The organism is Rummeliibacillus sp. BSL5, from assembly GCF_052928305.1.
On the sequence record NZ_JAVGCV010000009.1, the window covers coordinates 25,767 to 51,444 of the forward strand.

27 protein-coding genes and 1 rRNA gene are annotated in these 25,678 nt (G+C 37.2%); 7 read left to right on the forward strand and 21 right to left on the reverse strand.

The genetic code is table 11. The features are described 5' to 3' along the window. Positions 1–50: 50 nt before the first annotated feature. Positions 51–806 (reverse strand): C40 family peptidase, encoded by a 756-nt coding sequence (locus tag RCJ93_RS15890; RefSeq protein WP_190323516.1) that lies wholly within the window; start codon positions 804–806, stop codon positions 51–53. Positions 807–1,177: 371 nt separating this feature from the next. On the opposite strand from RCJ93_RS15890, the gene RCJ93_RS15895 reads away from it, so the two are divergent. Beyond that, entirely contained in the window at positions 1,178–2,377 is a 1,200-nt protein-coding gene (locus tag RCJ93_RS15895) for a class I SAM-dependent rRNA methyltransferase (RefSeq protein WP_150285634.1), read from the forward strand. Positions 2,378–2,419: 42 nt separating this feature from the next. On the opposite strand, the gene RCJ93_RS15900 is transcribed toward RCJ93_RS15895, so the two are convergent. Both RCJ93_RS15900 and RCJ93_RS15905 read right to left on the reverse strand, forming a co-directional pair. Beyond that, positions 2,420–2,998: a biotin transporter BioY gene (locus RCJ93_RS15900; RefSeq protein WP_147198190.1), complete on the reverse strand. Its 579-nt coding sequence runs from the start codon at positions 2,996–2,998 to the stop codon at positions 2,420–2,422. Positions 2,999–3,091: 93 nt separating this feature from the next. Further along, positions 3,092–3,361 (reverse strand): hypothetical protein, encoded by a 270-nt coding sequence (locus RCJ93_RS15905; protein ID WP_446739549.1) that lies wholly within the window; start codon positions 3,359–3,361, stop codon positions 3,092–3,094. A gap of 414 nt (positions 3,362–3,775) precedes the next feature. Here RCJ93_RS15905 and RCJ93_RS15910 point away from each other — a divergent pair, with 414 nt between their 5' ends. After that, on the forward strand, positions 3,776–4,258 hold the full coding sequence (locus tag RCJ93_RS15910) for a SepA family multidrug efflux transporter (RefSeq protein WP_150285636.1): 483 nt from the start codon (positions 3,776–3,778) through the stop codon (positions 4,256–4,258). Positions 4,259–4,447: 189 nt separating this feature from the next. Here RCJ93_RS15910 and RCJ93_RS15915 read toward each other — a convergent pair whose 3' ends face one another. The 3 genes from RCJ93_RS15915 to RCJ93_RS15925 all read right to left on the reverse strand — a co-directional run bounded on the left by RCJ93_RS15915 (position 4,448) and on the right by RCJ93_RS15925 (position 6,307). After that, complete coding sequence (locus tag RCJ93_RS15915; RefSeq protein ID WP_446739550.1) at positions 4,448–5,062, reverse strand: PH domain-containing protein; 615 nt, start codon at positions 5,060–5,062, stop codon at positions 4,448–4,450. A 36-nt stretch (positions 5,063–5,098) separates the two neighbouring features. Next, positions 5,099–5,746, reverse strand: a complete 648-nt coding sequence (locus tag RCJ93_RS15920; protein WP_150285638.1) for a FusB/FusC family EF-G-binding protein — start codon at positions 5,744–5,746, stop codon at positions 5,099–5,101. Between the two features lie 270 nt (positions 5,747–6,016). Continuing rightward, on the reverse strand, positions 6,017–6,307 hold the full coding sequence (locus tag RCJ93_RS15925) for a DUF6509 family protein (protein WP_173668495.1): 291 nt from the start codon (positions 6,305–6,307) through the stop codon (positions 6,017–6,019). Between the two features lie 80 nt (positions 6,308–6,387). Between RCJ93_RS15925 and RCJ93_RS15930 the strand changes: the two genes are divergently transcribed. Next, entirely contained in the window at positions 6,388–7,584 is a 1,197-nt protein-coding gene (locus tag RCJ93_RS15930) for an alanyl-tRNA editing protein (protein WP_446739551.1), read from the forward strand. A 26-nt stretch (positions 7,585–7,610) separates the two neighbouring features. Here RCJ93_RS15930 and RCJ93_RS15935 read toward each other — a convergent pair whose 3' ends face one another. The 7 genes from RCJ93_RS15935 to RCJ93_RS15965 all read right to left on the reverse strand — a co-directional run bounded on the left by RCJ93_RS15935 (position 7,611) and on the right by RCJ93_RS15965 (position 14,602). Then, complete coding sequence (locus tag RCJ93_RS15935) at positions 7,611–8,897, reverse strand: hypothetical protein (RefSeq protein ID WP_446739552.1); 1,287 nt, start codon at positions 8,895–8,897, stop codon at positions 7,611–7,613. Positions 8,898–8,990: 93 nt separating this feature from the next. Continuing rightward, complete coding sequence (locus RCJ93_RS15940) at positions 8,991–9,686, reverse strand: hypothetical protein (RefSeq protein ID WP_446739553.1); 696 nt, start codon at positions 9,684–9,686, stop codon at positions 8,991–8,993. Further along, positions 9,686–10,420: a hypothetical protein gene (locus tag RCJ93_RS15945; RefSeq protein WP_446739554.1), complete on the reverse strand. Its 735-nt coding sequence runs from the start codon at positions 10,418–10,420 to the stop codon at positions 9,686–9,688. The genes RCJ93_RS15940 and RCJ93_RS15945 overlap by 1 nt, the downstream gene beginning before the upstream one ends. Positions 10,421–10,442: 22 nt before the next feature. Further along, positions 10,443–11,063, reverse strand: coding sequence for an NAD(P)-dependent oxidoreductase (locus tag RCJ93_RS15950; RefSeq protein ID WP_446739555.1), 621 nt, complete (start codon positions 11,061–11,063; stop codon positions 10,443–10,445). A 120-nt stretch (positions 11,064–11,183) separates the two neighbouring features. After that, complete coding sequence (locus tag RCJ93_RS15955; protein WP_446739556.1) at positions 11,184–12,464, reverse strand: M48 family metallopeptidase; 1,281 nt, start codon at positions 12,462–12,464, stop codon at positions 11,184–11,186. A 111-nt stretch (positions 12,465–12,575) separates the two neighbouring features. Beyond that, positions 12,576–13,220, reverse strand: a complete 645-nt coding sequence (locus tag RCJ93_RS15960) for an SIMPL domain-containing protein (protein ID WP_150285645.1) — start codon at positions 13,218–13,220, stop codon at positions 12,576–12,578. 173 nt (positions 13,221–13,393) lie between these two features. Further along, positions 13,394–14,602 carry an MFS transporter gene (locus RCJ93_RS15965; RefSeq protein WP_446739557.1) on the reverse strand — a complete coding sequence of 403 codons (1,209 nt, stop codon included), beginning with the start codon at positions 14,600–14,602 and terminating at the stop codon, positions 13,394–13,396. A 206-nt stretch (positions 14,603–14,808) separates the two neighbouring features. Between RCJ93_RS15965 and RCJ93_RS15970 the strand changes: the two genes are divergently transcribed. Continuing rightward, positions 14,809–15,570, forward strand: coding sequence for a DUF421 domain-containing protein (locus RCJ93_RS15970; protein WP_223823636.1), 762 nt, complete (start codon positions 14,809–14,811; stop codon positions 15,568–15,570). Positions 15,571–15,634: 64 nt separating this feature from the next. Here RCJ93_RS15970 and RCJ93_RS15975 read toward each other — a convergent pair whose 3' ends face one another. Together RCJ93_RS15975 and RCJ93_RS15980 are read right to left on the reverse strand one after the other, a co-directional pair. Continuing rightward, positions 15,635–16,063 (reverse strand): protein-tyrosine phosphatase family protein, encoded by a 429-nt coding sequence (locus RCJ93_RS15975; RefSeq protein WP_446739558.1) that lies wholly within the window; start codon positions 16,061–16,063, stop codon positions 15,635–15,637. Beyond that, the gene (locus RCJ93_RS15980; protein ID WP_249775152.1) at positions 16,060–17,019 is read right to left on the reverse strand and encodes a carbohydrate kinase family protein; all 960 of its coding nucleotides are present in this window, start codon (positions 17,017–17,019) and stop codon (positions 16,060–16,062) included. Before RCJ93_RS15980 ends, RCJ93_RS15975 begins: the two co-directional genes overlap by 4 nt. A 183-nt stretch (positions 17,020–17,202) precedes the next feature. Between RCJ93_RS15980 and RCJ93_RS15985 the strand changes: the two genes are divergently transcribed. Further along, on the forward strand, positions 17,203–17,760 hold the full coding sequence (locus tag RCJ93_RS15985) for a GNAT family N-acetyltransferase (RefSeq protein WP_066791348.1): 558 nt from the start codon (positions 17,203–17,205) through the stop codon (positions 17,758–17,760). Between the two features lie 55 nt (positions 17,761–17,815). On the opposite strand, the gene RCJ93_RS15990 is transcribed toward RCJ93_RS15985, so the two are convergent. Further along, the gene (locus tag RCJ93_RS15990; RefSeq protein ID WP_066791344.1) at positions 17,816–18,508 is read right to left on the reverse strand and encodes a Crp/Fnr family transcriptional regulator; all 693 of its coding nucleotides are present in this window, start codon (positions 18,506–18,508) and stop codon (positions 17,816–17,818) included. Between the two features lie 122 nt (positions 18,509–18,630). Between RCJ93_RS15990 and RCJ93_RS15995 the strand changes: the two genes are divergently transcribed. Both RCJ93_RS15995 and RCJ93_RS16000 read left to right on the forward strand, forming a co-directional pair. Then, positions 18,631–19,530, forward strand: a complete 900-nt coding sequence (locus RCJ93_RS15995) for an EamA family transporter (RefSeq protein WP_446739559.1) — start codon at positions 18,631–18,633, stop codon at positions 19,528–19,530. Between the two features lie 64 nt (positions 19,531–19,594). Further along, positions 19,595–20,383, forward strand: a complete 789-nt coding sequence (locus tag RCJ93_RS16000; RefSeq protein ID WP_150285651.1) for a FixH family protein — start codon at positions 19,595–19,597, stop codon at positions 20,381–20,383. 66 nt (positions 20,384–20,449) lie between these two features. Here RCJ93_RS16000 and RCJ93_RS16005 read toward each other — a convergent pair whose 3' ends face one another. From RCJ93_RS16005 to rrf, 5 genes are all read right to left on the reverse strand, one after another. Continuing rightward, positions 20,450–22,570: an MMPL family transporter gene (locus tag RCJ93_RS16005; protein ID WP_446739560.1), complete on the reverse strand. Its 2,121-nt coding sequence runs from the start codon at positions 22,568–22,570 to the stop codon at positions 20,450–20,452. 4 nt (positions 22,571–22,574) lie between these two features. Next, entirely contained in the window at positions 22,575–22,976 is a 402-nt protein-coding gene (locus RCJ93_RS16010) for a hypothetical protein (RefSeq protein ID WP_150285653.1), read from the reverse strand. 70 nt (positions 22,977–23,046) lie between these two features. Continuing rightward, positions 23,047–24,420, reverse strand: a complete 1,374-nt coding sequence (locus tag RCJ93_RS16015) for a sensor histidine kinase (RefSeq protein WP_446739561.1) — start codon at positions 24,418–24,420, stop codon at positions 23,047–23,049. After that, positions 24,417–25,094: a response regulator transcription factor gene (locus tag RCJ93_RS16020; protein ID WP_446739562.1), complete on the reverse strand. Its 678-nt coding sequence runs from the start codon at positions 25,092–25,094 to the stop codon at positions 24,417–24,419. The genes RCJ93_RS16015 and RCJ93_RS16020 overlap by 4 nt, the downstream gene beginning before the upstream one ends. A 204-nt stretch (positions 25,095–25,298) precedes the next feature. Continuing rightward, positions 25,299–25,414, reverse strand: a 5S ribosomal RNA gene (rrf, locus tag RCJ93_RS16025). Positions 25,415–25,678: the final 264 nt, after the last annotated feature.

Sequence of the window (25,678 nt, forward strand, 5' to 3'; positions counted from 1 at the left end):
CAAACACTTCGAAACTAGAAGTGTTTGGCCGTATTATTATTATCTTCTTCTTATAAAGATCCGTATCCAATGATGCGTGGAGCCCAGTAGCTTCCGCTTGCTACACTTTGATATTGAACTTTATTTCCTGCAGCATGCAATACACGTTTATTGCCTGCATAGATACCGACATGTGTAATCTTTGAACTTCCTGGTGTTGCACCAAAGAAGATTAAATCTCCTACATCTGGGGTACTTACTTTTTTAGTGGCAGCGCGTTGTGAACCTGTGTTATGCGGTAAGCTGCCATATCCTGCTTTTTTATATACATAAGATGTAAAACCTGAGCAATCAAAGCCTGATGGTGTTGAGCCGCCCCATACATACGGAACACCAAGATACTGGCTTCCCACGCTAATAAGTTTATTACCTTTTACGGCATTTGATACCTTTTTAGTTTTCGTATATTTTTTAATATATGTTTCAGCAATCCAGCCTTTTTTGCCTTTGTATGTTACTTTATACCATTTTTTCTTCTTAACAGTTTTTCTATAAGATGCTTTTACTACTGCGCCTTTTTTCAATGTAATAATTCTTTTTGCTTTTGCAGATGTATCTTTTCTCATATTAAGTTTAGCTTTTGCTTTGAATGTTGTAGAAACTTTAACAGCTTTAGCACTTGAAACAGCTGTAATGCCTGAAGTGTGGTTAGTTGCAACAGTCTTTGCTTGGGCCATTTCATCAGAGGATGTTCCGAATAATGCACCAATGCCTAATGATAAAGTTAATGTGCCAGCTGTAATCACTTTAAATACTTTTTTATTCATGTATGTTATTCCTCCATCGTTCTTTTGATTATTATTTGATCTATTTAAACGGTTCATGTTGTTTTCTTGTTAGCTCACGTTCTCCATATTAGGCAATTTCAAACGGATAAACAACTACATTCCAGTTACAAGGTGATTACTTTTTATTACAAATAATACAAAAGGGGAGTTTTTTGATATTTTTTTAATACTTTAAAAGCCGCTGACATAAACGGCACCGAGTTATTTAACATCCAATTTTATAAAGAATTTCGCTTTTAGTGCATAACATGAGATAATGGGTGTAACCTCATACTGTAAAAGCAGCTGCTTTTTTTATGCTTGTTACTATAGCGCTGGCTTGAGATAAAATAATGTTGAAGGATGACGAAATGACTACAATACAAACATTGCGAGTAGACCCCAAATATGTAAATGATTTAAAAAAGGGCTATCCCCTTATTCTAAAAGACGCAATCCTAAATAAAGATGCACTACAAGCTGAAGGCGATTTAATACGCCTAGTTGATCAGCATAACCGCTATGTAGGGACAGGCTATTATGGCAACCAGAATAAAGGGATTGGCTGGGTATTCACAACAAAAGAACACGAAACGATTGACGACGAATTCTTCAAAAAAAGACTAGAAAAAGCACTTTCACTACGCGAAAACTTTTACAATGATTCAAATACAACAGCTTTCCGCGTGGTAAATGGTGAAGGAGACGGCATTGGTGGCTTAACGATTGACTATTACGATGGCTACTATATGGCGAGCTGGTATAGCGAAGGAATTTATTCATTTAAAGAATCTATCTATAATGCGCTAAAGGAATTAGTGGACTTTAAAGGTGTTTACGAGAAAAAACGCTTTGATACAAAAGGCCAGTACATGGAACAAGACGATTTTGTGATGGGGACTGAAGGTGATTTCCCTATTATTATTAAAGAAAATGGCATGAACTTTGCCGTGGATTTGAATGATGGAGCAATGACGGGTATCTTCTTGGATCAACGAGATGTGCGAGAAGCTATACGTGATCATTATGCACAAGATACAAATATGCTCAATACATTCTCTTATACTGGCGCATTTTCAGTGGCGGCTGCTTTAGGTGGTGCAGTGAAAACAACAAGTGTTGACCTTGCTAAACGTAGCCTACCAAAAACTATTGAACAATTTAGCGTAAATGGCATTGATTATGAAGCACAGGATATGAAGGTAATGGATGTTTTCCAATACTTTAAATATGCAGCGCGTCACGAATTAAAGTTTGATTTAGTAGTACTAGATCCACCTAGCTTCGCGCGTAATAAAAAGATGACCTTCTCAACAGCTAAGGACTATCCCAAATTATTGGCTGACGCCATCCAAATCACAGAAAAAAACGGTATTATTGTGGCATCCACAAATAATGCAAGTTTCGGTATGAAAAAGTTTAAAACATTTATCGACCAAGCATTTAAAGATACAAACACTAAGTATAAGATTGTTGAACAATATGGTTTACCAAAAGACTTCAGAGCAACTCGTGAATTCCCCGAATTCAATTATTTAAAGGTTGTCTTTATAAAAAAATTAAGCAAATAAAAAAAGGCTGCTGTTTTTTTATACAGCAGCTTTTTTCTTATATTAATCAATTTTAATGACTTTGCGTAGTCTTAAAGCAAAGAGACCTGCAAAAATGGAAAGGATAATATCCTTTGGCAACGGTGGAAGCATCCAAAGCCATGCCATTTTATAAGTAAATCCTTCTGGGGCTTGTGCCCACAATTTGTAGGCATAGTACATCCATGTTGTACCAAATACATAATTGATTACTAGTCCTACTAAAGCAGCTGCCAAATACATAGTCTTTGTCCGGCTATGTTCTACCATCTTCCCTATTATGTAAGCAACCATTATAAATGTTACGATAAATCCAAACGTCGGGCTCAAAATAACCGAAAAGCCACCACTAAACTTTGCAAACACTGGTGCCCCTACTAAACCTAGCAACGTATAAACCAGCATAGAAACAGTACCCAAACGGCTACCTAATACTAAACCTGCTAAAATAGCAAAGAAGGTTTGCATGGTGATAGGTACGCCTCCTATTACGAGGAAGGAAGACACGTTTGCGCCAATCATCATTAAAGTTGCAAATAAGCCACAATAAGCGATCTCCCGTGCAGAAAATCTACCTTTTACATTAGTAACATTTGTTGTCATTTTGTTCTTTCTCCCCTTTGTTAACCAAATATATTTATAGGTTAACATAAATCAAGAGAAATAAAACTATTTTTTTAGGAATTCGACAATTTTTTAATCATCCTCATCAAAACCAAATAACTTTTCTTCTTCACTTTCATATATTCGTCCCAAATTATTTGTATCCCTTTCTACCTGAAGAATAATGATATATTGCCTTTTGTCCGTTTGGATAACGGGTAACTCTTTTATTTCAAGAACAGTAACCAAATCATTCTCATATTCTTTTTGATAGGCTTTCATCTCTTCAATGGTATTTTCAAGATCCTCTTTAACACCTCTATAAACATCAAGTATTACTTCCACTTCATATTTTTCTATCATGCGTCATAGCTCCTTTTGACAATTATAGCTCCGCTCCAGATGGCGCTTTCCGCGGGCTTGGCTTCAATCTCCTCATCACTTCGTTCTTGCGGGGCTTTCAGCTCAAGCTATTCCCGCAGGAGTCGCCATCTTCCGCTACTCTATAAAATGGCTGTGCTTTGAAACGAAAATACTTTCCGTTATATCTAGATTTCTATCTCTTGAATAAATTTTCCTTTGAGAAAATATAAAGTTTCTAAATGTAGTTACTTTCTAAATTATCCAATTTTACTTCCATCTAATGATTACTATCTATTGCTAATATTTATTCTTTCAATTTTTATTCCTTAGACTGTTCATGTGCAATGTAGGTACTACTGTTTTATAATAGAGATAGGTTATAAAAGAAATGATTGAGTTAAAGAAAGGATTTTTATGTTTAGAAATAAGAAAATTAAAATCCATGTCTCTGGTTGGCCTGCGTTATGTCTATTAATTGCCATCATGGTCGTACTGCTACTATTGGCCATCACTCTACCATACTTTGGGTTTTTTGGTTTATTTAATATATTAGCTAAGTTTAACTTGGCAAGCATGGAGTTATTCGAAAAAGGTTATCAAAATTTCTTTTACTTTGAATGGTTACTAATTTTGATTATTGCGATGGTTATTATTCTAGATTTAATAAGTCTAATGATCATAGCCGGTAGCAACCTGAAGCTGGCATTTCCTATTAGTACTATGAGTACAATCATTCAATTCTTGTTGAGTTTAACTATTTTTAAAAAGGTAATCATACCTAGCTTTCAACATGTACAGATTACCTGGAAGGGTTCGTTAATTCTCTTTCTTCTCATCTACCTTGTGACGAGTGTATTTAATCATGAGACGCCAAAAGAAAAAAAGGTAAATAGCTAGCAACTTCCTCCTTAAATAAACCTTGATATATATATAATAGTATGATAAGCTCCTTTAAGTTCAGTTCTTTTTTTGAAGAGTTGAACTTTCATGTGAGTATAAACCTAATTTTGGGTCTTGGTGAAAACCTTGACCCTTTTTTTATTTCTCAAAAAACAAGCCCTTTTCAAAAGAAAAGGGCTTGTTTTATTAATTGTTTATATACATTTCAAAGACTTCGCTATAATCCTTTTTGACGAATTGTTTCTTGCTTTTAAGCATCCAGTCATTAGCGAATTGTGTGATTTGTTCAAAGGCCTGTGCAGCCGTACCTTCTTGCGTGTTCACCTTACCTATTGCCTGTGCTGCCAGTGATAAGCTACTTTCTGCTATTTCATATTTTTTTTGATTATGAATCATTTCTTGGGAAATAGCATGTAATGCCTTATAAAGATCTTTAATCTCTGTATCGAACTTCTTGTGTATATCAATCGAAAATGGCTCGTTGTTCATAGTAAATTTAATCTCTATATCTAAATCTATTGTTCCTGCTGTTTCTAACATTACATTTGAGATATGTGAGTGTTCATAATCATATCTCTTTAACAGCCGTTTTTTGCTGATTGCTGAATCGCCATCTACATGGATCAAACTATAATTAGTGAAGCAGTACTCATCTGCCTTCGTTTTGATTAAATAATAGATAACTTCTCCAGCTTCATGCATGACAAAATCATCAGATTCCGTTTTATCAAAATCTTCTTTCGCTATCACCATGCCAATATCTGATAATCCTAATGCATCTGATGCTAGTTTTTTGAACATCATGAACCCCTCCTATTCTCTATTCCGTTAGATAGACTACTCTGAAATGCGTGTAAAAAATTCAATCAATTTAGCGTGATCCGATATATTGTGGTTGCACTGCTCCCCATTTATACAAATATAATTGCTATATTTAGTGAACGTCTCAGCTGTCTGCCCTTTCGTTTTGGTAGTAAACAGACTCACATCGCCATGATGGTTGCAGATAGAACAAACACCTTTTATTACTTTGGTGCTCATCGTCCCTTTTAAAGCTTTCAGATTACCTTCATCTTCTATAACAATATATTTGCGATGCGTTTGGGTATCATCCCAATTCAAATAGCAAATATGCTGAAAGTCCAAATCTTCTAGGTTTGGTAGCTTTAGTTTCTTTTCTTTTCTAAAAAGTTTTTTTAGCTCTGCTGTTGAGATTTGGTAAAAAGGAATGACATAAGGCTTTAGGCTTTGCAAAAACGAATCGCCTTGTTGGCGTTCTGTAATTGTGTATAGTGGTTCAATCAGCTTTGTTTGTTCTTCAGATGGATCAATTGCATTGAAAATTTCATTTTCCACGAGTCCTTTTACAGCTTGAAGTACATTTTTATCTTTTGTTGTTGTATAGGCGTTTAATAGTTTATTCAGTTGCTGCTCAATTAGATGATAATTTGCTACGGATAAGAAAGATTTTATTGTTTTTTCCATTCGAAATCACTCCATTAAATAGGTTTTTAAATGAGCTACCTAAAGAAATGATTCATTGCATTAACAGTGCTCCATTTCTTTAGCAAAAGAATAGTATAGAGCATGCATTACAGTTGAATGCAGACATTTTGGATGCCTCCTAAAAATCAAGTTATCTCTATACTAACATCTACATTTTGGAAAAACAATTTGCTATCAAACGCAAACAAAAAAAGCACTCAGAATTCCTTGAGTGCTAATCTGGTGTAATGAAGAGTGAATGTTTATCCCTTATTCACCTAAAAGAATACGCTCTTTACAAAATGCTAGGATCATCGCTTCTTCATCTTCTTCTAAAGCAAAGTCTAATACTGAAGCATCTGCTTTTGCAATTAAGAAGTAATTGGCAATGGCGATTTCATCATTTTTTTTGGAGATAATTGCTCGTATCTCAAGCCCGCCCTCTCTATAGAGTTCGTCTTCTTCATCTATCTCTATATCCAGCAAAAACTCGTATCGCTCACCTTCAATAATGTGTGTAGGGTCCACGATTTCTTCCATTGTGTATGCTAATATGTCCAATCATATCGCTCCTTTTAAAGCTTTCATTATTTTATAATATAGGAAATCGAAAATATGTAAAGCAAAGGGGCGCGTACATCATGAAAGAGCTATTTTATTATCAAGATGTGATGATGAAGGAATTTGAAGCAAGTATACTTAAACAAGCAATTGCTGAAGACGGGAGGAAATATATTGTCTTAGACAATACTGCTTTCTACCCTACAGGTGGCGGGCAGCCGCATGATACAGGTTATTTAAATGATGTAGAAGTGGTGGATGTAGAAAAAGAAGATGGAGATATTCGGCATTATGTTCTTTCTTTCTTGCCGGAAGATACAAAAACAGTACACGGCAAGATAGATTGGGAACGCCGATTCGATCATATGCAGCAGCATGCGGGCCAACACATTCTCACGGCATCCTTTGTAGAGTTATTTAATTATCAAACAGTCAGCTTCCATCTTGGACAAGAGACTGTAACGATTGACCTTGATACCTCAGAATTAACAGAAGAAGAGCTCCAAGCCGTTGAAAAAAGGGCAAATGACATAATCCTAGATAATCGTCCCATTGAGACAAAGTGGATCACAGAAGAAGAGCTTTCTAAATATCCTTTACGTAAAGCAATTCAGGTAACGGGCGAAATCCGACTCGTCATCATACCGGAGTTTGATTATAATGGCTGCGGTGGTACTCACCCTGTCACAACTGGCGGTGTACAAGCGATCAAAATTCTCTCAACAGAGAAACAAAAGAATAAGACCCGCGTCCATTTTGTTTGCGGGATGCGCATCGTGCACGAATTAGGATGGAGAAAAAAGGAATTGGCGAAGACAGCCATACTGGCCAATGCTCCCGAAAAGGAAACAGCTGGTGCTGTACAGAAGTTGCTTGATACTCAAAAATCTTTAGAGAAAAAGTGTACCCAGGCGGAGAAACAGCTTCTTTCATACGAAGCAAAAGAATTGGCTATGGAAAATCCTACAGTACCAATAATCACTAAGGCATTCGTTAACCGTTCTATACAAGAATTGCAGCAACTAGCGCGAGCAATTGTAAAACTGGCTCCAGAAAACACCATTCTATTTGTTTCAAAGGATAGAGAGCAAGTCCAATTCGTTGCAGCAAAGGGAAAAGATACGGAACAAGTCAGTATGAAAGATGTATCCAATGCCGTTTTCTCTGTAATCGATGGCAATGGCGGAGGCAATGATACATTTGTGCAAGGCGGGGGCAAAACAGGTCTTTCTCCTAATGAGTTACTAAGTAAAATGGTAGAGGCTTTAAATAAATAAGACAAAAAAGACTGTAGAACAATCTTCTACAGTCTTTTGTCATTCATCACCATGAAAGATGGCTGATTGGCGATTTTTTCAATAAATATATTCCAATCTATCATCATAGTATTGTAATGGAAGTCATCCGGCTTACCTGCTGGATAAGTGATATGCTCCGCATCAGAAAAGAAATCGTCCCAATCATTTGGCTGCTGGTACCGTTCAAGCTCACTCTTTTCCACTGTTTTCTTTTGGAATTCCTCGTATGCAAGCGGTATAATTTCTAGAAAAATCTTTTCCACGTTCCCCTGTTGAATAGAGGTGCGCATTTGCCTTAGCCAATAATGAACACTCTCCGCATCTAATTTACTATAGCTATGCGCTTGTATAGAATAAGGGTCGTGTTTTGCCTCTTCTTGCCGCTTATTGAGATCTTCAATTTTATAATCTACAAATGAATCATACACCCCTTTTAGTTTCTCCTTTAAGGATGCAGATAGCTCTTCTGTTTGAAGCAACACCACTAGCTTCATCGCTAAGAAACCTAGCTCTACCCCTAATTGCTCTTCACTGACAGCAGTGGATTTTTGATTAATCAGCCATTTCTTTGCAGATTGATAAAAGGCTCCTGCCGCAGCTAAGTCGATTATTTGGTAACCATCATCTGAATTAGTCAATTGCGCTTGCATTTTAACCCCCGTGAAAAGAAGACGCAGCAAATCTCCCATAAAATAGGAATCTCTTTCAAGCCATGCATCCTGCGAGCCTTTCAGCTGAGCATAATCAGGATTTTGTTCTAGAAACTCCTTATACTGATCCACTTTCTGCTGGTAGATAACCAGGATGGAATGGCGCATATATTCTTTTTCGCCCACTGCTCCATTTCGTTCGAAGAAATCTCCCACTGTTTCTGTATAAGCATTAATAAGCCGCTCTAATCCCCTGCTCCAAATATCTTCAAGCTTCTCTAACTGCTTTATTTCTTCCTCACCCGAAAAATCTCTTGCAATGCGTTCTCTATATGTACAATATTCAGATGCCAAAAAGTCTATACGCTCGCCAATAGCTGCAATTCTCTCAAAGCTTAAGCCACCTTTAGCACTGACATTGAACTCTACCATTTTCCAAAAGATCTCTTTTGGTAATCCAACTGATTCAATTTCTTCCTTTGTAAGTGCTTGCAAATGCATGCGCTTATTTGCTGAGAAATGGTTCGGCCAACGCTTGTATCCTTCATCTATATACTGTTTTCTTAAATTTTCGATCCTCTCAGTTGTGATCTCTTCTTGAGAGATGTTGAGCGGTAAAGGCCTATCATCTAGTTCTCTCATTGCCGATCAAACTCCTTTAAGCCATATAATAGCCAATAATGTTACACCTATTCTATCATAGGCTTTCGGAAAATGTACTTTTACGATTAGCACTCATTTTTGAACAATTAATTTATTGAAATCTTTTACTTTTACTCCTTTAGGTACCTTTAAATCTATTATTGTATACCCTGGAAGAATCAAACTATAACTCTTGCTGTAACCTTTGAAATAAGGCGGGTTAAATGGGAAGAGTGGCATAGTATCTGTTGCAACTCTAAATCTCTTATCTATTTCTCTCGCCCCGTGAATCTTAATTGTACTTGGTGTTTTCCCATCCACTTTTACAAATGGCTGACTTTCATTTAATTGTAATGATAAATAATACGCATTTGTATGATAGACTGTGCCTTCTACTACACGTTTTTCTGTATTAACTTTATTCATATAAATAATGATTTGACCTATATCACTAACTGTATTAGATGTGATAAACAGTTTATTATTGGGCACATCAGTTGTAAATGTCTTTACAAAGAAAGGTTCTTCTTTACCTTTCAATTGTCCATTCTCCGCACGCTCTAGAAAATCAGTATTTTCTTTCACAATTGCATTTTTTTCTTGTTTAGTCATTGGCACTACATCTGGCTTAAACACACCAACATAAATTGTAGCAACCAGCAATAAAATAGCGTATATAGCTATAATCAGTTTAATCTTCCGAATGCTTTCAATATTAATTAGCCTACGCATCAAAATAATAAGCAGAATTCCTATTAGAATGAAGATACAAGCGACAATTAGCCCCATTATCCTTTCACCTCCCGCTTATCTCTCAACAAATAAACAAGCCCTATACAAAGAAGCGATAAGCCTAAAAAGGGTAGATTAAATAAGGATGCTTCCTGTGAAAAAATGCCGTTTCTAAGAAATCCATAAAGTGAGTCTATATAATAATTGATTGGTAAAAGAACTACAGCCACCAAAAGAATGAATAACGGGAGAGATGCGTGATAGAGTGCATGAAGAGCGTAACCCAAGCATCCTACAGAAAAGGCCACAATTGACATAGTAAGAAAATTAGCAAGAAATACTGACGGCGCGTTCCAAATGGTATAGCCCATAACAATAGAATCTTGTTTAAGTAAATCTACTAGCATGATCTCTAGATAATTGGACAACAGCATGGTAAGACCGATTGTCAGGCTGATCACCAACAGCAATAAAAAGTCAGCCAATAAATGGGCACGAACACTAAATCTATTCGCTGATGTATTTATTCCTTCATTGGTAGGCATCTTTAAAGAAATAGCAAAAATCCAAAACAAGCTGAAAGCATAAGCAATAACTGGCATAGAAAAAATAAATGTGATATTTAGATTGCCTACTGAGTCGCTATCCGCAATTGTTCCATTACCTATTGTTAAACATATAAATACCAACTCAATTAAAATAAGGTGAAAGAAAGCACGGATATGTGATTCTACTTTTATAGTAAATAGCTCTTTTACTTTCCCGCGATGTGCTATATCATCAGTTAACATCCAATCCCCCGTTTCTATACAATTAATAAGCAAGTCCTACCCGAGCTTGAATAAACTGTCCGTTCAAACATTCTTCATATGCGAATTGGGCTGTATCTCCCACAGATATCTTCATACCATCTATCGGCAATACATTTTTTGCTACACGATAATGCGCTGCTGCAATACCGTCTGGTAAATAAGTGGGACAAGCGATTGTCCAAGCAAGAGATGTCTCTTTTAACATTTGATACACCTTCAGATGTTCTTCTGCTGCAAAGGTGGCTTTTTGTCTCGACTCACCTGTTTGAAAGCGGAACTGTCCAGGCTTCACCCGGCTATCTAAAATACCTGCTGTCCCGATGGTAACAATCCTTTTTACAGCCGCCTTTTCCAACGCCAATATGATATTGGCTATTCCTTCTGTAAGGGTAGTCGTACGGTCTGTCCCAAGAGCACTGATAACTCCATCAACTTTATGTGTAAAAACTTTTTCTACATCTTCTTTTTCAAATACATTTCCTTTTATAACAGTTAGACCCTTTGTTTCTTTTATATTCTCCGGTTCGCGAACAAGAGCAATGACTTCATGTCCATCTTTTAGTGCAAGCCTTGTTACTTCACTGCCCACTCGGCCGGTAGCTCCAAAAATTGCTAATTTCATATCGGGGAATTCTCCTTCCTCTATTCTCCCACTATTCTAACATGATTTTTTATATATTCTTCCAAAAATAAGCTGCAAATGAGCATGAAGTTTTTGCTCAATTTGCAGCTTATCATTGAATTATTTATTATTTCCTTCATTTGAATTTTGGCTTTTGTCGTATACAGTATAAATTCGTTCAAGCATAGGCGGATGCGTATAACGGAACCACTTGATTAAGCGAGGAGGATTTACTTCACTTAAGCCTGCTTTCGTCAGTTTCTGGAATGACGATACAGCTGCTTCATGGTCACCCGTTAAGGCAATCGCATATTGGTCTGCTCTTTCTTCTTGATACCTCGATACAATATTCGATACTGGACTCGAAACAAATAACAAGAAGGATGTAATCAATAAAAACAGAGGCATAGAGCTGATATTGCTAACTTTTTTCACTCGTAAAACAGAGCCGTAATGTCTAACTGACCAGTTCATTATTTTGGCAGTTAAAAAGAGCCCAATCAGCATCAAAAGAATATAGCCTGCCACACCATAGTAGATATGCTTCTCTACATAATGTCCCATTTCATGCGCCATAATGAAGAGGATCTCACGGTCCGTTAAATTATTTAATGTCGTGTCCCATAAAACAATTCGAGAGTTATTACCTATACCAGTCACATACGCATTCATCGCATTTGTTTTTTCTGCCATGTTCACTTCATACACATGGTCCGCTGGAATGTTTGCTTTCTCGGCTAATGTTAATATTTTGGTTTCTAGCTCTTTATTTTGAAGTGGGTAAAAGTCATTGTATAGCGGATCAATGACAACCGGCTGAACGAACATAACGAAAATGGTGAAAGGAATAGAGAGCAGCCATGCATACAGCCACCAGTTTTTTAAGCTTTTTTGCATGAGCCAATAAATGGTTGCCATCACTATCGCAGACATAATATAGTTGACCCCAAAATCAATCCAACCTTCTTTAAGCCATGAAAACAATTTTTGATTGCTAATGCCGTATTCCATGCTTAGATGATAGCTATAATACCGGATAGGCAGAAGTAATACATACGAAATGAAATTTAGCCAGAATACATAAATAGCTGTTCGAAAAACAGTTGATTTTGCCTTGGAAATAGCCCACTTTTCGAATAGTCGAGATAATCCTGCAATCAAAATAAATAAATAGATAATCCACTCAAATGGTGTTACGACAAAGAAGAGGTAATTTCGAATCTTTGAGTACTCTTCGCTTAGTAAAAGTTCATGCTTCGACATAAATACTGCAGGATCCGCTACAGAACCCTTTAAACTTGCGGGAATTTGGCCAGTGCCCATTTGAAAAATATAAACATACATACAAGCTGCATATATGCCATAAAACAAAAGGGTGAAAAACAAAAATTTCTTCCTCATTTAATCGCCGCCAATCTCACCTTGGTTAGTTTCCCCGCCCTAAGCGGGATTTGATCATATAAAATCTTGAAGATAATTGGAGAAATTCATCAGAATTGGCCTCCACTGATGTTAATAATGAAATGTGACTTTCAATGCTGCACTAACAGAAATAAGGCCTGCTTCTATCGGTGTGTTTGTCTCATTAGCTAAGGTTGCTCTACTATATAGAGGCTGCTCAAACGCTTGTATTTCTTCTATTTCTATAGGTTCAGAAGATATATGTACATTCATCGTCGCCGCAATGGCTTTTGCCTTTCGCCGAGCATTCAGAAGAGCCAGTTGTAGGGCTTGATGATTGTATTTCTCTGCATCATCTAGTTTAAAAACAATGCCAGAAACACTATTTGCTCCATTTTTTACTGCAGTATCAATGACAAGCGCTACTTTTTCCATCTCTCTTACATTTACAGATAACGCATTGGAAACCTCAAAGCCTCTAAATAGCTGATTTCCATCAATAAAATCATAATTGGGAGAGATACGATAAGAAGCTGTTTGCATATCTTCTTGCTGGATGCCTAAAGACAGCAATGATTGAATCACTTGATTCATCAGCACTGCATTTTCTTTTTGGGCTTTTCTTGCTTCCTGCGCTTTTGTAATCACTTCCACCTGCAGTTTCACATAATTAGGCGCTGCTGCTACCTCGCCAAACCCAGTTACTGTAATCAAGCGTGGTGAAGTAGGCATATGATACATATTTTGATAATACAAGAGATTCCACCTTTCATCATGTTTATCCGATTATAATTCATCTTATGCTTTTTTCTTCGCTAACTTGTCACTGCATGTCTAGATATTTCAATTAATTTTGAAAGACCAAAAAGGCAACTTATCCTTCGATGTATCGATAAGTTGCCTTTATAGTTATATAATCCTTCTCCATACTATTCAGCCATTTTGTGGTCTGATGGCAACCAGAAAGCGACAAGTGCTAAAACAGGCAATATAGAGATAAATATCATCGTATCAAAGACGCCATAATGGTCCATCATTATACCAATAACAACTGAGCCGATTGCTCCCATACCAAATGCAAGCCCGACTGTTAAGCCTGACATAGTCCCCACTTTGGTTGGCACTAATTCTTGTGCATACAAGACGGTCACTGAAAAGCTTAGCATAATGAAGAAACCAATCAATGAAAGAAAAATCACGACTAGCCATAACGGTATATATGGAAGTAAAAGCGCAAGTGGTATTGGAACAAGGAAGGACAGCAGAATGACTTTTTTTCGACCCATCTTGTCTGCCATTGGTCCTCCAAAAAATGTGCCGATTGCCCCTACTGCTAAGAAAATAAAAATAAATAACTGGCCTTTTTGAATAGTAAGATGATAACGGTCCATCAAATAAAAGACATAAAAATTAGTCATGTTTGTAACATAAAATGAGCGAACAAAAATGACTGCCATCAGCAAGCCTAACGCAATACCAATTTGCTTTTTAGTCAATACAGGCAGATTTGATATGATTGTTTTTTTCTTCTTTTGGCTTTGTTCTTTCTCAAGCTGCTCTTTATACCATACAGAAATACGTGAAAGAAGAAAAATGCCGATAGCAGCAATGATTAAAAACCAAGCAGCCCCTATTTGTCCAAAAGGTACAAGCACAAAAGCGCTAATTAATGGTGCAAGCGCTTGTCCAGTATTGCCGCCCACCTGATAAATCGATTGAGAAAGGCCTCTTTTAAAACCAGCAGCCATGAAGCTAACGCGCGATCCTTCTGGATGGAAGACTGCGGAGCCTAGACCTAAGAAAATAACAGAGAGCAGAATCATCCAATAATTCGGTGAAAACGCGATGCCGGCTAAACCAAGCATTGTGCATCCCATACCTAAAGGCAATGCATACGGCTTCGGTTTTTTATCACTGAAAAAGCCTACTACAGGCTGTAATACAGAGGAAACCATATTCAACACAAAAGTAATGAACCCTAATTGTGTAAAGGTCAGTCCAATCTCCTTTTCTAATACAGGGAACATAGCAGGAATGACTGCCTGCAATGTATCATTAAACAAATGGCAAATCCCAATCACAACCATAATAGGATAGATAGGATTCCCTAAAGCGGATTTCGCCATTGTTGTAGCCATATACTTATTCACTTCTTTCTATCTTCATTTTATTTATCACTTTTAATTTCACTTAAAAGAACAGTATTGCTCTTTTCAACAATTGAGTACGAGTGAAGTTACACCTTATTATAGCAATTATTTAATTCCATTTTTCTTTCTATTAAGAGAATAACCTATTTTTTTACGTTCATACTAAGCGCGAATGAATAGAGGAGTGACTATATATGGAGAATTTCTGGGATTCTAATTTCTTGGAATCAAAATTTTGGGAAACAAATTTATGGGAAATGCTATTTCGAACGACTATTTCTTTTGTCGTTTTGCTCATATTAGCAAGATTGCTTGGAAAAAAACAGCTTAGCCAACTGACGTTTTTCCATTATATAACCGGTATTACCATCGGCTCTACAGCAGCAGAAATAGCGGCTCAGAAAGAAACATCCTTTCCAGATGGTCTAGTCTCGCTTGTATGGTGGTCAGTACTCACTTTACTCGCTAGTTACATTGCCATGAAATCTCCAAAGTGGCGAAATATAATAGACGGCAGCCCAACCGTAATTATTAAGAACGGCGAAATCTCAGTGCAAGCCTTAAAGTCCGTGAAGCTTCATATGAGTGATTTAATGATGATGCTCAGGGAACAATCGGTTTATTCTATCCAAGATGTTCATTATGCAATTCTAGAAACCAATGGGCAGCTGAGTGTCCTTAAAAAACCAGCAGAACAATCCGCTACAAAACAAGATGTAAATGCAGACGTCTCTATTCCTGAACATATACCAACTGAAGTTGTAGTAGATGGAAAAATAGTATGGAATACAATGGAAGAGCTGAATTTAACCGAAGAAAGTTTAAGGAAGAAACTAAAGAAAAAGAATATAACTGATTTAAATGAAGTATTTTACGCACAACTACAGCCAAATGGCTCGTTATATATTTGTACACGAAAACCCGACAAAGCCCAAAAAAACGACAAGACTGGGTAGAATAATGGCGAATGTATAAGAAATAAAGAGATTTCCCGGGAAATATAAAAGAGTAGCACATGTGCTACTCTTTTGACTCATTAAACATTTCTTGCAAGGCTTTTTGACGTGATGGCTGGATGACTACCTGATGACGGATTTCTTTCGTCTTTTGCATTGCTTCGTCGATCGTCTTCACTTTATTTAATTCAAGTAGGACAGCTGACGCTACCGTTCCAGCTTTTCCGCTGCCGCTTCCACAATGAAAATAAACCTTTTTCCCATCATGATAAGCGTTCAATACTTTATCTACTGCATTCCTAATAGATAGCTTTAATTCATTTGGTTCATCTGAGATCGGTGTATGGATTCGTGTATAACCCACTTCTTTGGTTTCCTCTTGCCGCAAATCTACTACTAAGTCAATGCCCTCATTCGTAATAGCATCCTCTACATCCCTTGCTCCACCAAAAAAGAGTTGATTTTCGATTAATTCGTTGTATTCCTTTTTCATTTAGAATCCTCATCAAGTAATTCTTTGATTTCTTCATAATGAGGTAATGCAGTAATAGCGCCAGGCTTTGTAGCTGCGTATGCACCTAACTGGTTCGCAAAGTATACAAACTGGTAAGCTTCTTCTATACTTTTAGGCATTCCATATACATGGACTTGTCTGAGAATTCCCGCCATAAAGGCATCACCTGCACCAGTCGTATCTACACATTCAACAGAAATCGATGGGACGTGTTTTATTTCACCTTCAAACACTACATAAGCACCATTTTCTCCTGCTGTAACCATCACTAATGGAATTTCATATTCCTTAAGCGCCTCAACACCCTCATGAAGTGTTTTTGTTTGAGTTAAAAAGAACAGTTCTTCTTCTGCTAGCTTTAATAAATCAGCTTCCTGTAAAAAGGCGGAGATCGTTTCTTGGCAAACTTGTGGACTTTCCCAGCGAAGTGGACGTATATTCGCGTCCATTGCGACAAGTGCACGATGTTTCTTTGCTAATGCTACAGCAGCCTTCGTAGTTTCAAGGGCTATAGGGTGGAACATTGTATTCGAGCAAAGATTGAATATAGAGGCACGTTCAAATGCTTCCTCACGTAAATGCTGTACCTCCACTTGTAGATCTGGTGTATCATCTATATAATTTGTAAAAATGCGTTCATGTTCTTCTGTTAAATGAACATGCACTCCACTTACTCGTTTTTCTGGAATAACTTTTGCATAATTCATAATTACGCCTTCTAGATCTAGTTCTTGGCGTACAAACTGAGATGTCTCATCATCGCCTGTAACGGTAATTAATGCTGCTGGTGCTCCAATTCGGCTTATGCCTGCCGCTACATTGACAGTTGCACCACCTAAATACTTTGTAAAAGATGTATTTGTCGTATCGTTTGCTATAAAATCAACGAATGCATCCCCATAGACGAGGATTAATTCTTTTTTTGAATCAATCATTTCGAAACTCCTTCACACATATCTTCCTTCTATCCTACCATGAAGACTTATACTACAAAAGCATTTGACAAAAAAAATTAGGTAAAATCTCATTCTATTTTCAACACAATTGTATCCTAAAGGTACAGAATTATTAAAATTAAGTTTAGTCATTTTTGGTATACTAAATAGAGGAGGGATAGAATGAATATACGACATGCACAAATTGCAGACGCACCTTATATTGCACCACTTATTGTAGATGCTATAGGTGATATTGCCAATAGGCTAACAGGAGAAACAGAACCTCAAACTGTTTTGAATGAATTGCAGGCTTTATTTAAACGTAAAGACAACCGCCATTCCTATCTAAATACATATGTTGCAGAGATTGATGGGAATGTTGCGGGGATGATGGTGGTCTATGGGGGCGATCAAGCACAGGAGCTAGATCATAACCTCGAAAAGTGGCTATCTGATAAAGGAGCTGAAATCCAGACTATTGAGGTAGAGGCAAGGCCTGATGAGTTTTACATTGACACCATTTGTACTTCGCCAAAGTTTAGAGGAAAAGGCATTGGTACAGCACTTTTAGAATACGTGGATACTCTAGCGAAAGAAAAAGGCTACAGTAAACTTTCTCTAAGCGTTGAAAAGGAAAAAGAGCGCGCTCGAAAACTGTATGAAAAAATGGGCTATGTATATGCAGAGCCTTGGATAATCATTGGTGAAGAATTTGATCACATGGTTAAAAAAGTTTAATGCATACGACCGGCGAAACCTACGCTTCGCCGGTTTTTCTATATTTCAAAATTACTTATTCATAACGTATGCCTTGCGATAAATCCTCTAGCGATTCATGCGATAATATTCGAAAGAATTTATTTCCTCTCTCGATGATCCCCTGCTCGCTTAACTTATGAATAACTCTATCCAAATGGCGTCTTGTCGTACCTAATAAATCAGCAATTTCACCTATATTCTGGGTTTGTAGTTCCACGCCAAATTCATTATCAGGTGTTGTAATGCTTAATAAATAACTTGCAAAACGATTCTCTACAGAAGCCAGCAAATTGACTCGTGCTGCAGTCGTGCAGGTTTGAAGCTTATAACTAAGATGTTTGATGAGATGCTGTAAAAATAACGGATTATCTTTTTCATATTGGTTAATATAATCAAAAGGCAGGGCGATACATAAACACTCGGTGACAGATGTGATTTGAGATTGTACGGGTACATGACGTACCAATTCTAAATCTCCAATAATTGATAGCGGTTGGCTAAAGCGTAAAAGCAATGACTTTCCTGTTCCTACGCTTGATGTCGTTTTAATCTTTCCCTCTACTAAATAAAGGAGCATTGTCATTTCTTCTCCCTCATGAAGTAATATTTCGCCAGCAGCATAATGGTAAAGGGCAAAGGGCTTGCTAGAAAAAGTAGGAAAGATTTCTTGAAGCTTATATTGATGTATCTTTTCATGAAGCTTACAGGAATCATGTATTACTTTCATAAAAGCCTCCTTTATAGACATATGTCCTATTTCATTATAAGCTGTTTTGATAAGATATTATAAGCAAAAACAGTTAATGTCTTTATACTATATAGGTTTGAATATATACAGGAGTGTCGAAAATGAACAAAAATTTAATATTTCCATTAATGATTGTTATTGGCTCTAGCTGCTACGGGATTTTATCAACCATGATCAAAGTTGCAATGCAACATGGTTTTGAGACGTCTGAAGCTGTAACTAGCCAATATGTTGTCGGCTTTTTGCTTGCCCTCATTCTTTTTGTCGCTACTCAGCGCTCATTGCCAAAGATTACAGGTAAGGGTTTCTTAATCATTATGATTTCTGGCTTACTGACAGGCACTACAGGTATAGTTTACGGAAAAGCCGTTCATTATTTACCTGCTTCTTTAGCGGTCGTTATGTTATTCCAATTCACGTGGATTGGTTTATTTTTAGATTGTATTATCCATCGAAGACGCCCATCACGTATTGAATTATTCTCACTCATATTTTTAGTGATCGGTACCATTTTGGCAGCTGGTATTTTAGACGTGGATTTAAGCGGCCTTGATTGGCGTGGTTGGGCATTTGGCTTTGCTGCGGCATTTAGCTTTGCTTGCTTTATGCAGTTCAACTCTCGCCCAGTTGAAGGAATTTCCACTATTGGCCGTATGACTATCATGTCATTGTTTGCTATGATTATTGTTCTTCTTTTCCAAGCACCAGAAGTTCTTGTAAATGGCAAACTTTTCGGTAGTGAATTATTTATCTTCGGTTTATTGCTAGGTTTCTTTGGTATTATTCTGCCGATCTTACTCTTCACTATAGCAGTGCCAAAAGTTGGTGGCGGTTTAGCATCTATTTTGAGTGCGATGGAATTGCCCGTAGCAATCCTTGCCTCTGTAGTAGTCATCCATGAAAAACTTTCTATCTTACAGGTCGGCGGCATTTTATTAGTACTCGCAGGCATGATGATTCCAACCCTTTTACAAAAAAAGGCGCGACTACAAACTAAATAGCTATGCATACTTTGAAACTCCCTTACTCGATTTGCTACAATGCAAATGGAAGGGAGTTTTTTATATGAAAAGATTTGGACTACTTATTATTGCTTTGGTTTCCATAGCCGTTCTAGCTGCCTGCAATAATAGCAAAGAAGGGGAAAAAACAGAAACAAAAAAGAAAACTACCGATTTAAGTGCGGCCCTCACTGTTCCTAAACAAGCAATAATCGGCGATGAGGTAGAACTGAAAGTTGCTGTCACTAAAGACGGTAAAAATTATACAAAGGCAAAGGATGTAGCTTTTGAAATAGAGAATGAAGAAGCTAATACGGACCAAATGATGATTGCCACTTTAAAAGATAATGTTTATGTGGCAAAGCTTAAAATAAAAGATTTAGGAGTATATGTGATCAAAGCACATGTAACCGCAGAAGACGGAAGCCATGTGATGCCGAACAGAGAGATGGTTGTAACAGGTAACAACTCTCAAAAGAAAGAAAAAACGACTGATACCACAGCTACCAAATCAGCTAAACAGGTAACAAAACACGATGAGCGTACACACGGTAACGTAACAATTATATATAACAACCCTAATTCTTTTAAAAAAGATGATAAGGTGAATTTAAGTGTTTCTTTAAAATATAAAGGTGAAGCACTGTCAAATGCCTCTGTCCGTTATCAGGTAATTACCCAGTTTAATGGCGGTAAACCGATTTGGATAAATTTACAGGAAACATCATCAGGGACATATGAAGCGAAGCATACATTCACACAAGCTGGTCCCTATTTATTAAAGCTTCATGCTGAAAATGGAAATGGTGAAGACCTTCATATTAATGATGCAAAAAGATTTATTGTAAAATAAAACAAAAAACCTGTACGGCGATGACCATACAGGTTTTCTTTATACATGTTACTTATAAGAGACCAATTAATTATGTTTCAACTTTTTAGGCCAGAAGCTGTATTTGCCTAAAATAACAATAAGTGCTGGAATGACAATTGGCCTTACGATAAATGTATCAATCAATACACCAATAGCTACAGCAAAACCAAAGACACGCAATTCCATAACTGGCTGAGTTATAAGTACAGCAAATGTAGCTGCTAGGATTAATCCAGCAGAAGAAATAACACCGCCTGTTTTAGCTACTCCTTCGAGGACGGCCTCTTTTATTGGCATATGCTCTTTCTCTTCCCTAATGCGGGAAATCAACATAATGGAATAATCAATACCCAATGCTACGAGAAAAACAAAAGTGTACAGTGGTATACGATAACTGATTCCCTTGTAGCCTAATACATCTTGGAAGAAGAACACCGTAAATCCTAATGCTGCTCCGAATGATAACAAAATAGTCGCCATCATATAGACTGGAGCAAGTAATGAACGCGTTTGTATGCCTAGCATAATCATTATGAGTATGGTCATAATCGATATAATCCGGATTTCATCACCCTTGCTGGCACTTCGAATATCTGCATTTTTTGCCGACTCGCCTGCAATTAGTAGCTGTCCTTTTATTTGGCTTTTCTCTAAAAGCTTAGAAGAATTATCACGTAGCTTTTCAATATCATCAAATGCTTTTTCCGAATATGGATTTTCTTTTAATATTAGATTAATTTTAGCGACATTTTGATGCCCTTCAGAGAAAGGATTCCCTTGGATTTCTGCTTGGTCAATGCTACTTTTTTGATTCAATTTTTGTGTCAGATCTGTTAATTGCTTATAGGTAAGTGAATCCTTTGATTTGACCATCACTGTGCTCGGTGCAATTTCCCCAGCAGAAAAAGACTTATTAAGTACATTATAGCCTTGGATAGATGACATCTCTTTAGGAAAAGAATCCAGCAAGTTAAACGTATAATGCACTCTTTGTACCATAGATGCAAAGAATACAAGCACTAGGACAATAGGTGCCAACGCAATCCATGGCTTCTCTGTAACAAATCGCCCTAGTCTATGCCAAAAGCCTTCTTTGCCTACCCTTTTTTCAGCTCGTTTTCTCGGATTGGAAGGCCAAAAAGATTTTTTACCAGCAATGGCAAATAAGGCGGGCATTAAGGTTAGCCCTGCTATTAACATCACTGCTACTGCCACTGCAAAGACAGGTGCAAACGCACGATATGTCTCAAATACCGCCGCAAATAATGTAAGCATACTTAATAGCACCGTACCACCACTAAATATTATAGGTTCCCGTACATAGCGTAAAGCATTCCTCATCGCCTCATTTATGTCCAGTCCCTTCTCAAGCTCTTCGCGGAAACGAGAGAAAAGAAGTAAAGAATAATCTGTAATAACAGCAAACAGTAAAATCATCATAATCGACAATGATTGGCTGTCAATTGCAAACCACTTGGCATCGCCCATTAGTCCAAGCAAGCCATCTACCACCGTGTAGGCAATACCTGCGCCAATAAGCGGTATAAACGCTAGTAAGGGTGATCTGTAAATAATGATGAGTAGCACAAAGATTAAACTAACCGTACCTAAAATTAATACTACATCTGCTCGCGAGAACATTTCATAGGTATCTGCTTCAATACCAGCAGGGCCAGTGAAATGTATTTTCAAGTTACTTGGCTGTTCTTTTAATATTTCTTTCTTTAATTTATCCATTGCCATCTTAACTTCTTTAATTTCCATTCCATTCGGTAAAAGAACAGGCATAAAGAATGTCTTTTCATCTTCAGAGAAGAAAGAAGCTCTCGCTTTTTTTGGCATCTTAGATAAAGGAACGACGGTAAACTCTTTATCGACTTTTGGGACGCCATTCTCGATACTCTTCATGGCTTTGTTAACATCCTTTTCCTTCAAACCGCTTTTATCGTGAACAACGACAAAAAGTGGAACCCCTTTTGAGGAGGGAAAGTACTTTTTCAACGTCTTTTCTGCTTGGATCGATGCGTCTGTCTCCGGAAGCCCTGAGTTTTTTCCAGGTGACGTGACTTCTTTTGCATGAGGCGCGAATGACGTAAAAAGAGCGGCCGCAATCACCCACACCAACAGAATAGTAAACCATCTTTTTTTCTCTTTTAAAACATGCATATTTTTATTCTCTCTCCTTTTTTGTTTCTACCATAAAGGTAGAGAGAATAAATAACCCAAAGCTAACTAAAAGGACAGTACCACCGATTATATATATAAGTAAAGCAACCGTACTGTTTATATTAAAAGGTTTTAATGTATTCAACCACATTCCAATTGTCAGTCCGATTGAACCAATCATTGCTGTCCACCCGTGAATTGCGACTAGTGCTTTCTTTTTCAGCGTAAATATACTATAAAATATTCCCCACGCAAACACTGACAACCAGCCTACAACAAGTATATGAGCGTGAATTGGTTTAAATTGATAGCTCATAGAGCCAGCCATATGCGAACCTAGGATAGCACCGATTAAACCGAATATAGCAGCAATCCGTATAAGCCGCATGCCCCATTTTCTTTCCATTCCAATAACCTCCAACTTTTTTGTTACCTTTACTATAAAGGAGGTAAATGAACGGGATATGAACTCCATATTACAAATGGGGAAGAAATATCGTAAAGGCTGTCCCTTTAGCTAATTTGCTCTCTATTTCAATCTGACCGCTATGAAGATGAACTATCTTTTCAACAATAGATAACCCTAACCCTGTTCCATCCTTTCCGCGAGATTCATTCCCGCGATAAAAACGGTCAAATGCTTTCTTTATTGTTTGAGTATCCATTCCAATACCTGTATCTTTTATCATAATAGTGGTTCCTTTTTCAGAAGAATCCAATGAAATCTCAATTTCTCCACTGGGCTGATTATATTTAATTGCATTTGTCAGCAAGTTTTCCCATACATTTTCAAGCAGACTTTCATCTCCTCTATAAGAAACAGGTTCTAACGCCATGGACAGGTTAATCTGTCTTTCATCAAGCAACCATCTGTATTTCTGAATCACTCGCTTCAATTGCTGATCAAGTAAATAATTTTCGCGCTTGGCCCTTTGGCTTGTTTGATCTAAAGAAGTAAGTAATAGTAACTGCCTTGTTAAATTCGATAAACGATGTGTTTCAGATTGAATTATTTCAACATACTTCTGCTGATCTTCGGGAGATAGGCTCTTATTCTCTAATAATCCTGTATAACCTTGAATATTCAGCAATGGTGATTGAAAATCATGTGAAACATTGCTGATAAACTCTTTCCTCATCTGATTATTTTCTTCTAAACGCTGCATCATGGTATTAAAACTTGCCGCAAGCTGACCAATTTCGTCACGCCGTTCAATTGATAAAGGAGTATCAAATCGTTCGTCCGCAATACGGCCTGTAGCAAAAGTTAATTCAGTAATGGGCTTAATGAGTAATTTTGCAAAAAATAGCATAGCCATTAAGCTGATGATAACCATAAATAAAAACCAGCCACCCATAATCGTATGTACTTCACTAAATAGCAATTTAATGTCTGGCCGTAAAAACAGCGCATACGCTTTGCCTTGATAATGGAACGGAACACCTACCGTATTTGATAATTCGTTCGCAAAGAAGCCAGTGACAAAGGTTTCTTGCGGAAGATTCCGCATGCCGTGATACACTTCTCCATTTAAGACTTGATCGACTTGTTTGTGTGATAAGTTTTTTAATCGATATTCGCCACCAAAAAAAGACTCCTTATAGTCTTCATCCACTAAATAGATTTGATAGCCTACGTTCCCCATTGTTTGAAGGTATTGCTTTAACTTAAAGGAAGTAGATTCATTAATAGGTTTCACAATAGATTTCGCAATCATAACATTCTTAGTATCATTTTTAGGCTTAGTGACTTGATGATAATATGTGTTCGTAAGCAAAAAGGCAATTAATGAACTAGCAATCATAGTAAGTATAGTGACGAGCAAAAACTTGCTGTATAAAGACTTCATCCTTTAATCACCTCTAGCTTATAGCCAATCCCCCGCACCGTCTTAATTTGAACATCTGGTGCAATATTGGCTAATCGCTCCCGTATGCGCTTAATATGCGTATTTAACGTTTGTTCATCTCCTTCATAATCAAACCCCCATACCTTCTCCATAATCTTTGAGCGTTGAAAGACTTGATTTTGCCGAGAACCTAGTAACGCAAGTACTTCAAATTCCTTTAATGGTAATAGGAGCGTGGTATGGTTTGCTGTTACCTCATAACTCTTTCGGTTAATCATTAACGAACCTAATTGATTGATGGAATTATTAGGCTTATCATAACGGCGCAATATAGCCGCAATCCGAAATAATAATTCTCTTGGTTCGAATGGCTTTACCAAGTAATCATCAGAGCCCGCATTAAAGCCATTTTCTTTATCATTCAATTCTCCCTTTGCTGTAAGCAAAAGAACAGGGATATCCCATTGTTCTCTTATGATTCTGGTCAGTTCGTAACCGTCCATTTGAGGCATCATGACATCAGCTACAACTAGATCTGGCGCCTCCTTTTCTAATATAGAAAGCGCTTGTACACCATCGCTCGCTTTTAAAGTTGTATAGTGGGCCTGGGCTAAATGAATGCTTACAAGATCTAAAATAAATGGATCATCATCTACAACTAATATTTTTGCCAACTTCGCGTGCTCCATTTCATCATTTTTCTTCCATTATAGCGAATTATCGAAAGATGTACCCTGTTGATTCATTTATTGTCCATTGAAAAGTTAATAGAATTTATATAATGTATGTATTATCTCTAAGTATGGGTATTTCTCTATTCTATTCAAATCTATTCAAACACAAAAAAACACAACTGATTAATCAGCTGTGTTTAGATTGCCTAGCAACGTCCTACTCTCACAGGGGGAAGCCCCCAACTACCATCGGCGCTAAAGAGCTTAACTTCCGTGTTCGGCATGGGAACGGGTGTGACCTCTTTGCCATCATTACTAGACTTACGGTTTCCAATACACATCGCACTACTGCGTCAATTTCACTCATTCACATCCTCATGTACATAAGTACACTCCGGTGTTCATTCGTTCATTTCCTTGTATTGCTCGTGTCTTGAAATCCTCTATTGAAAGACAATTGTTCTTTCAAAACTGGATAAACGTGAATTGAAGGTTCTTAAGAATTTGGTTAAGTCCTCGATCGATTAGTATTCGTCAGCTCCATGTGTCGCCACACTTCCACCTCGAACCTATCTACCTCATCG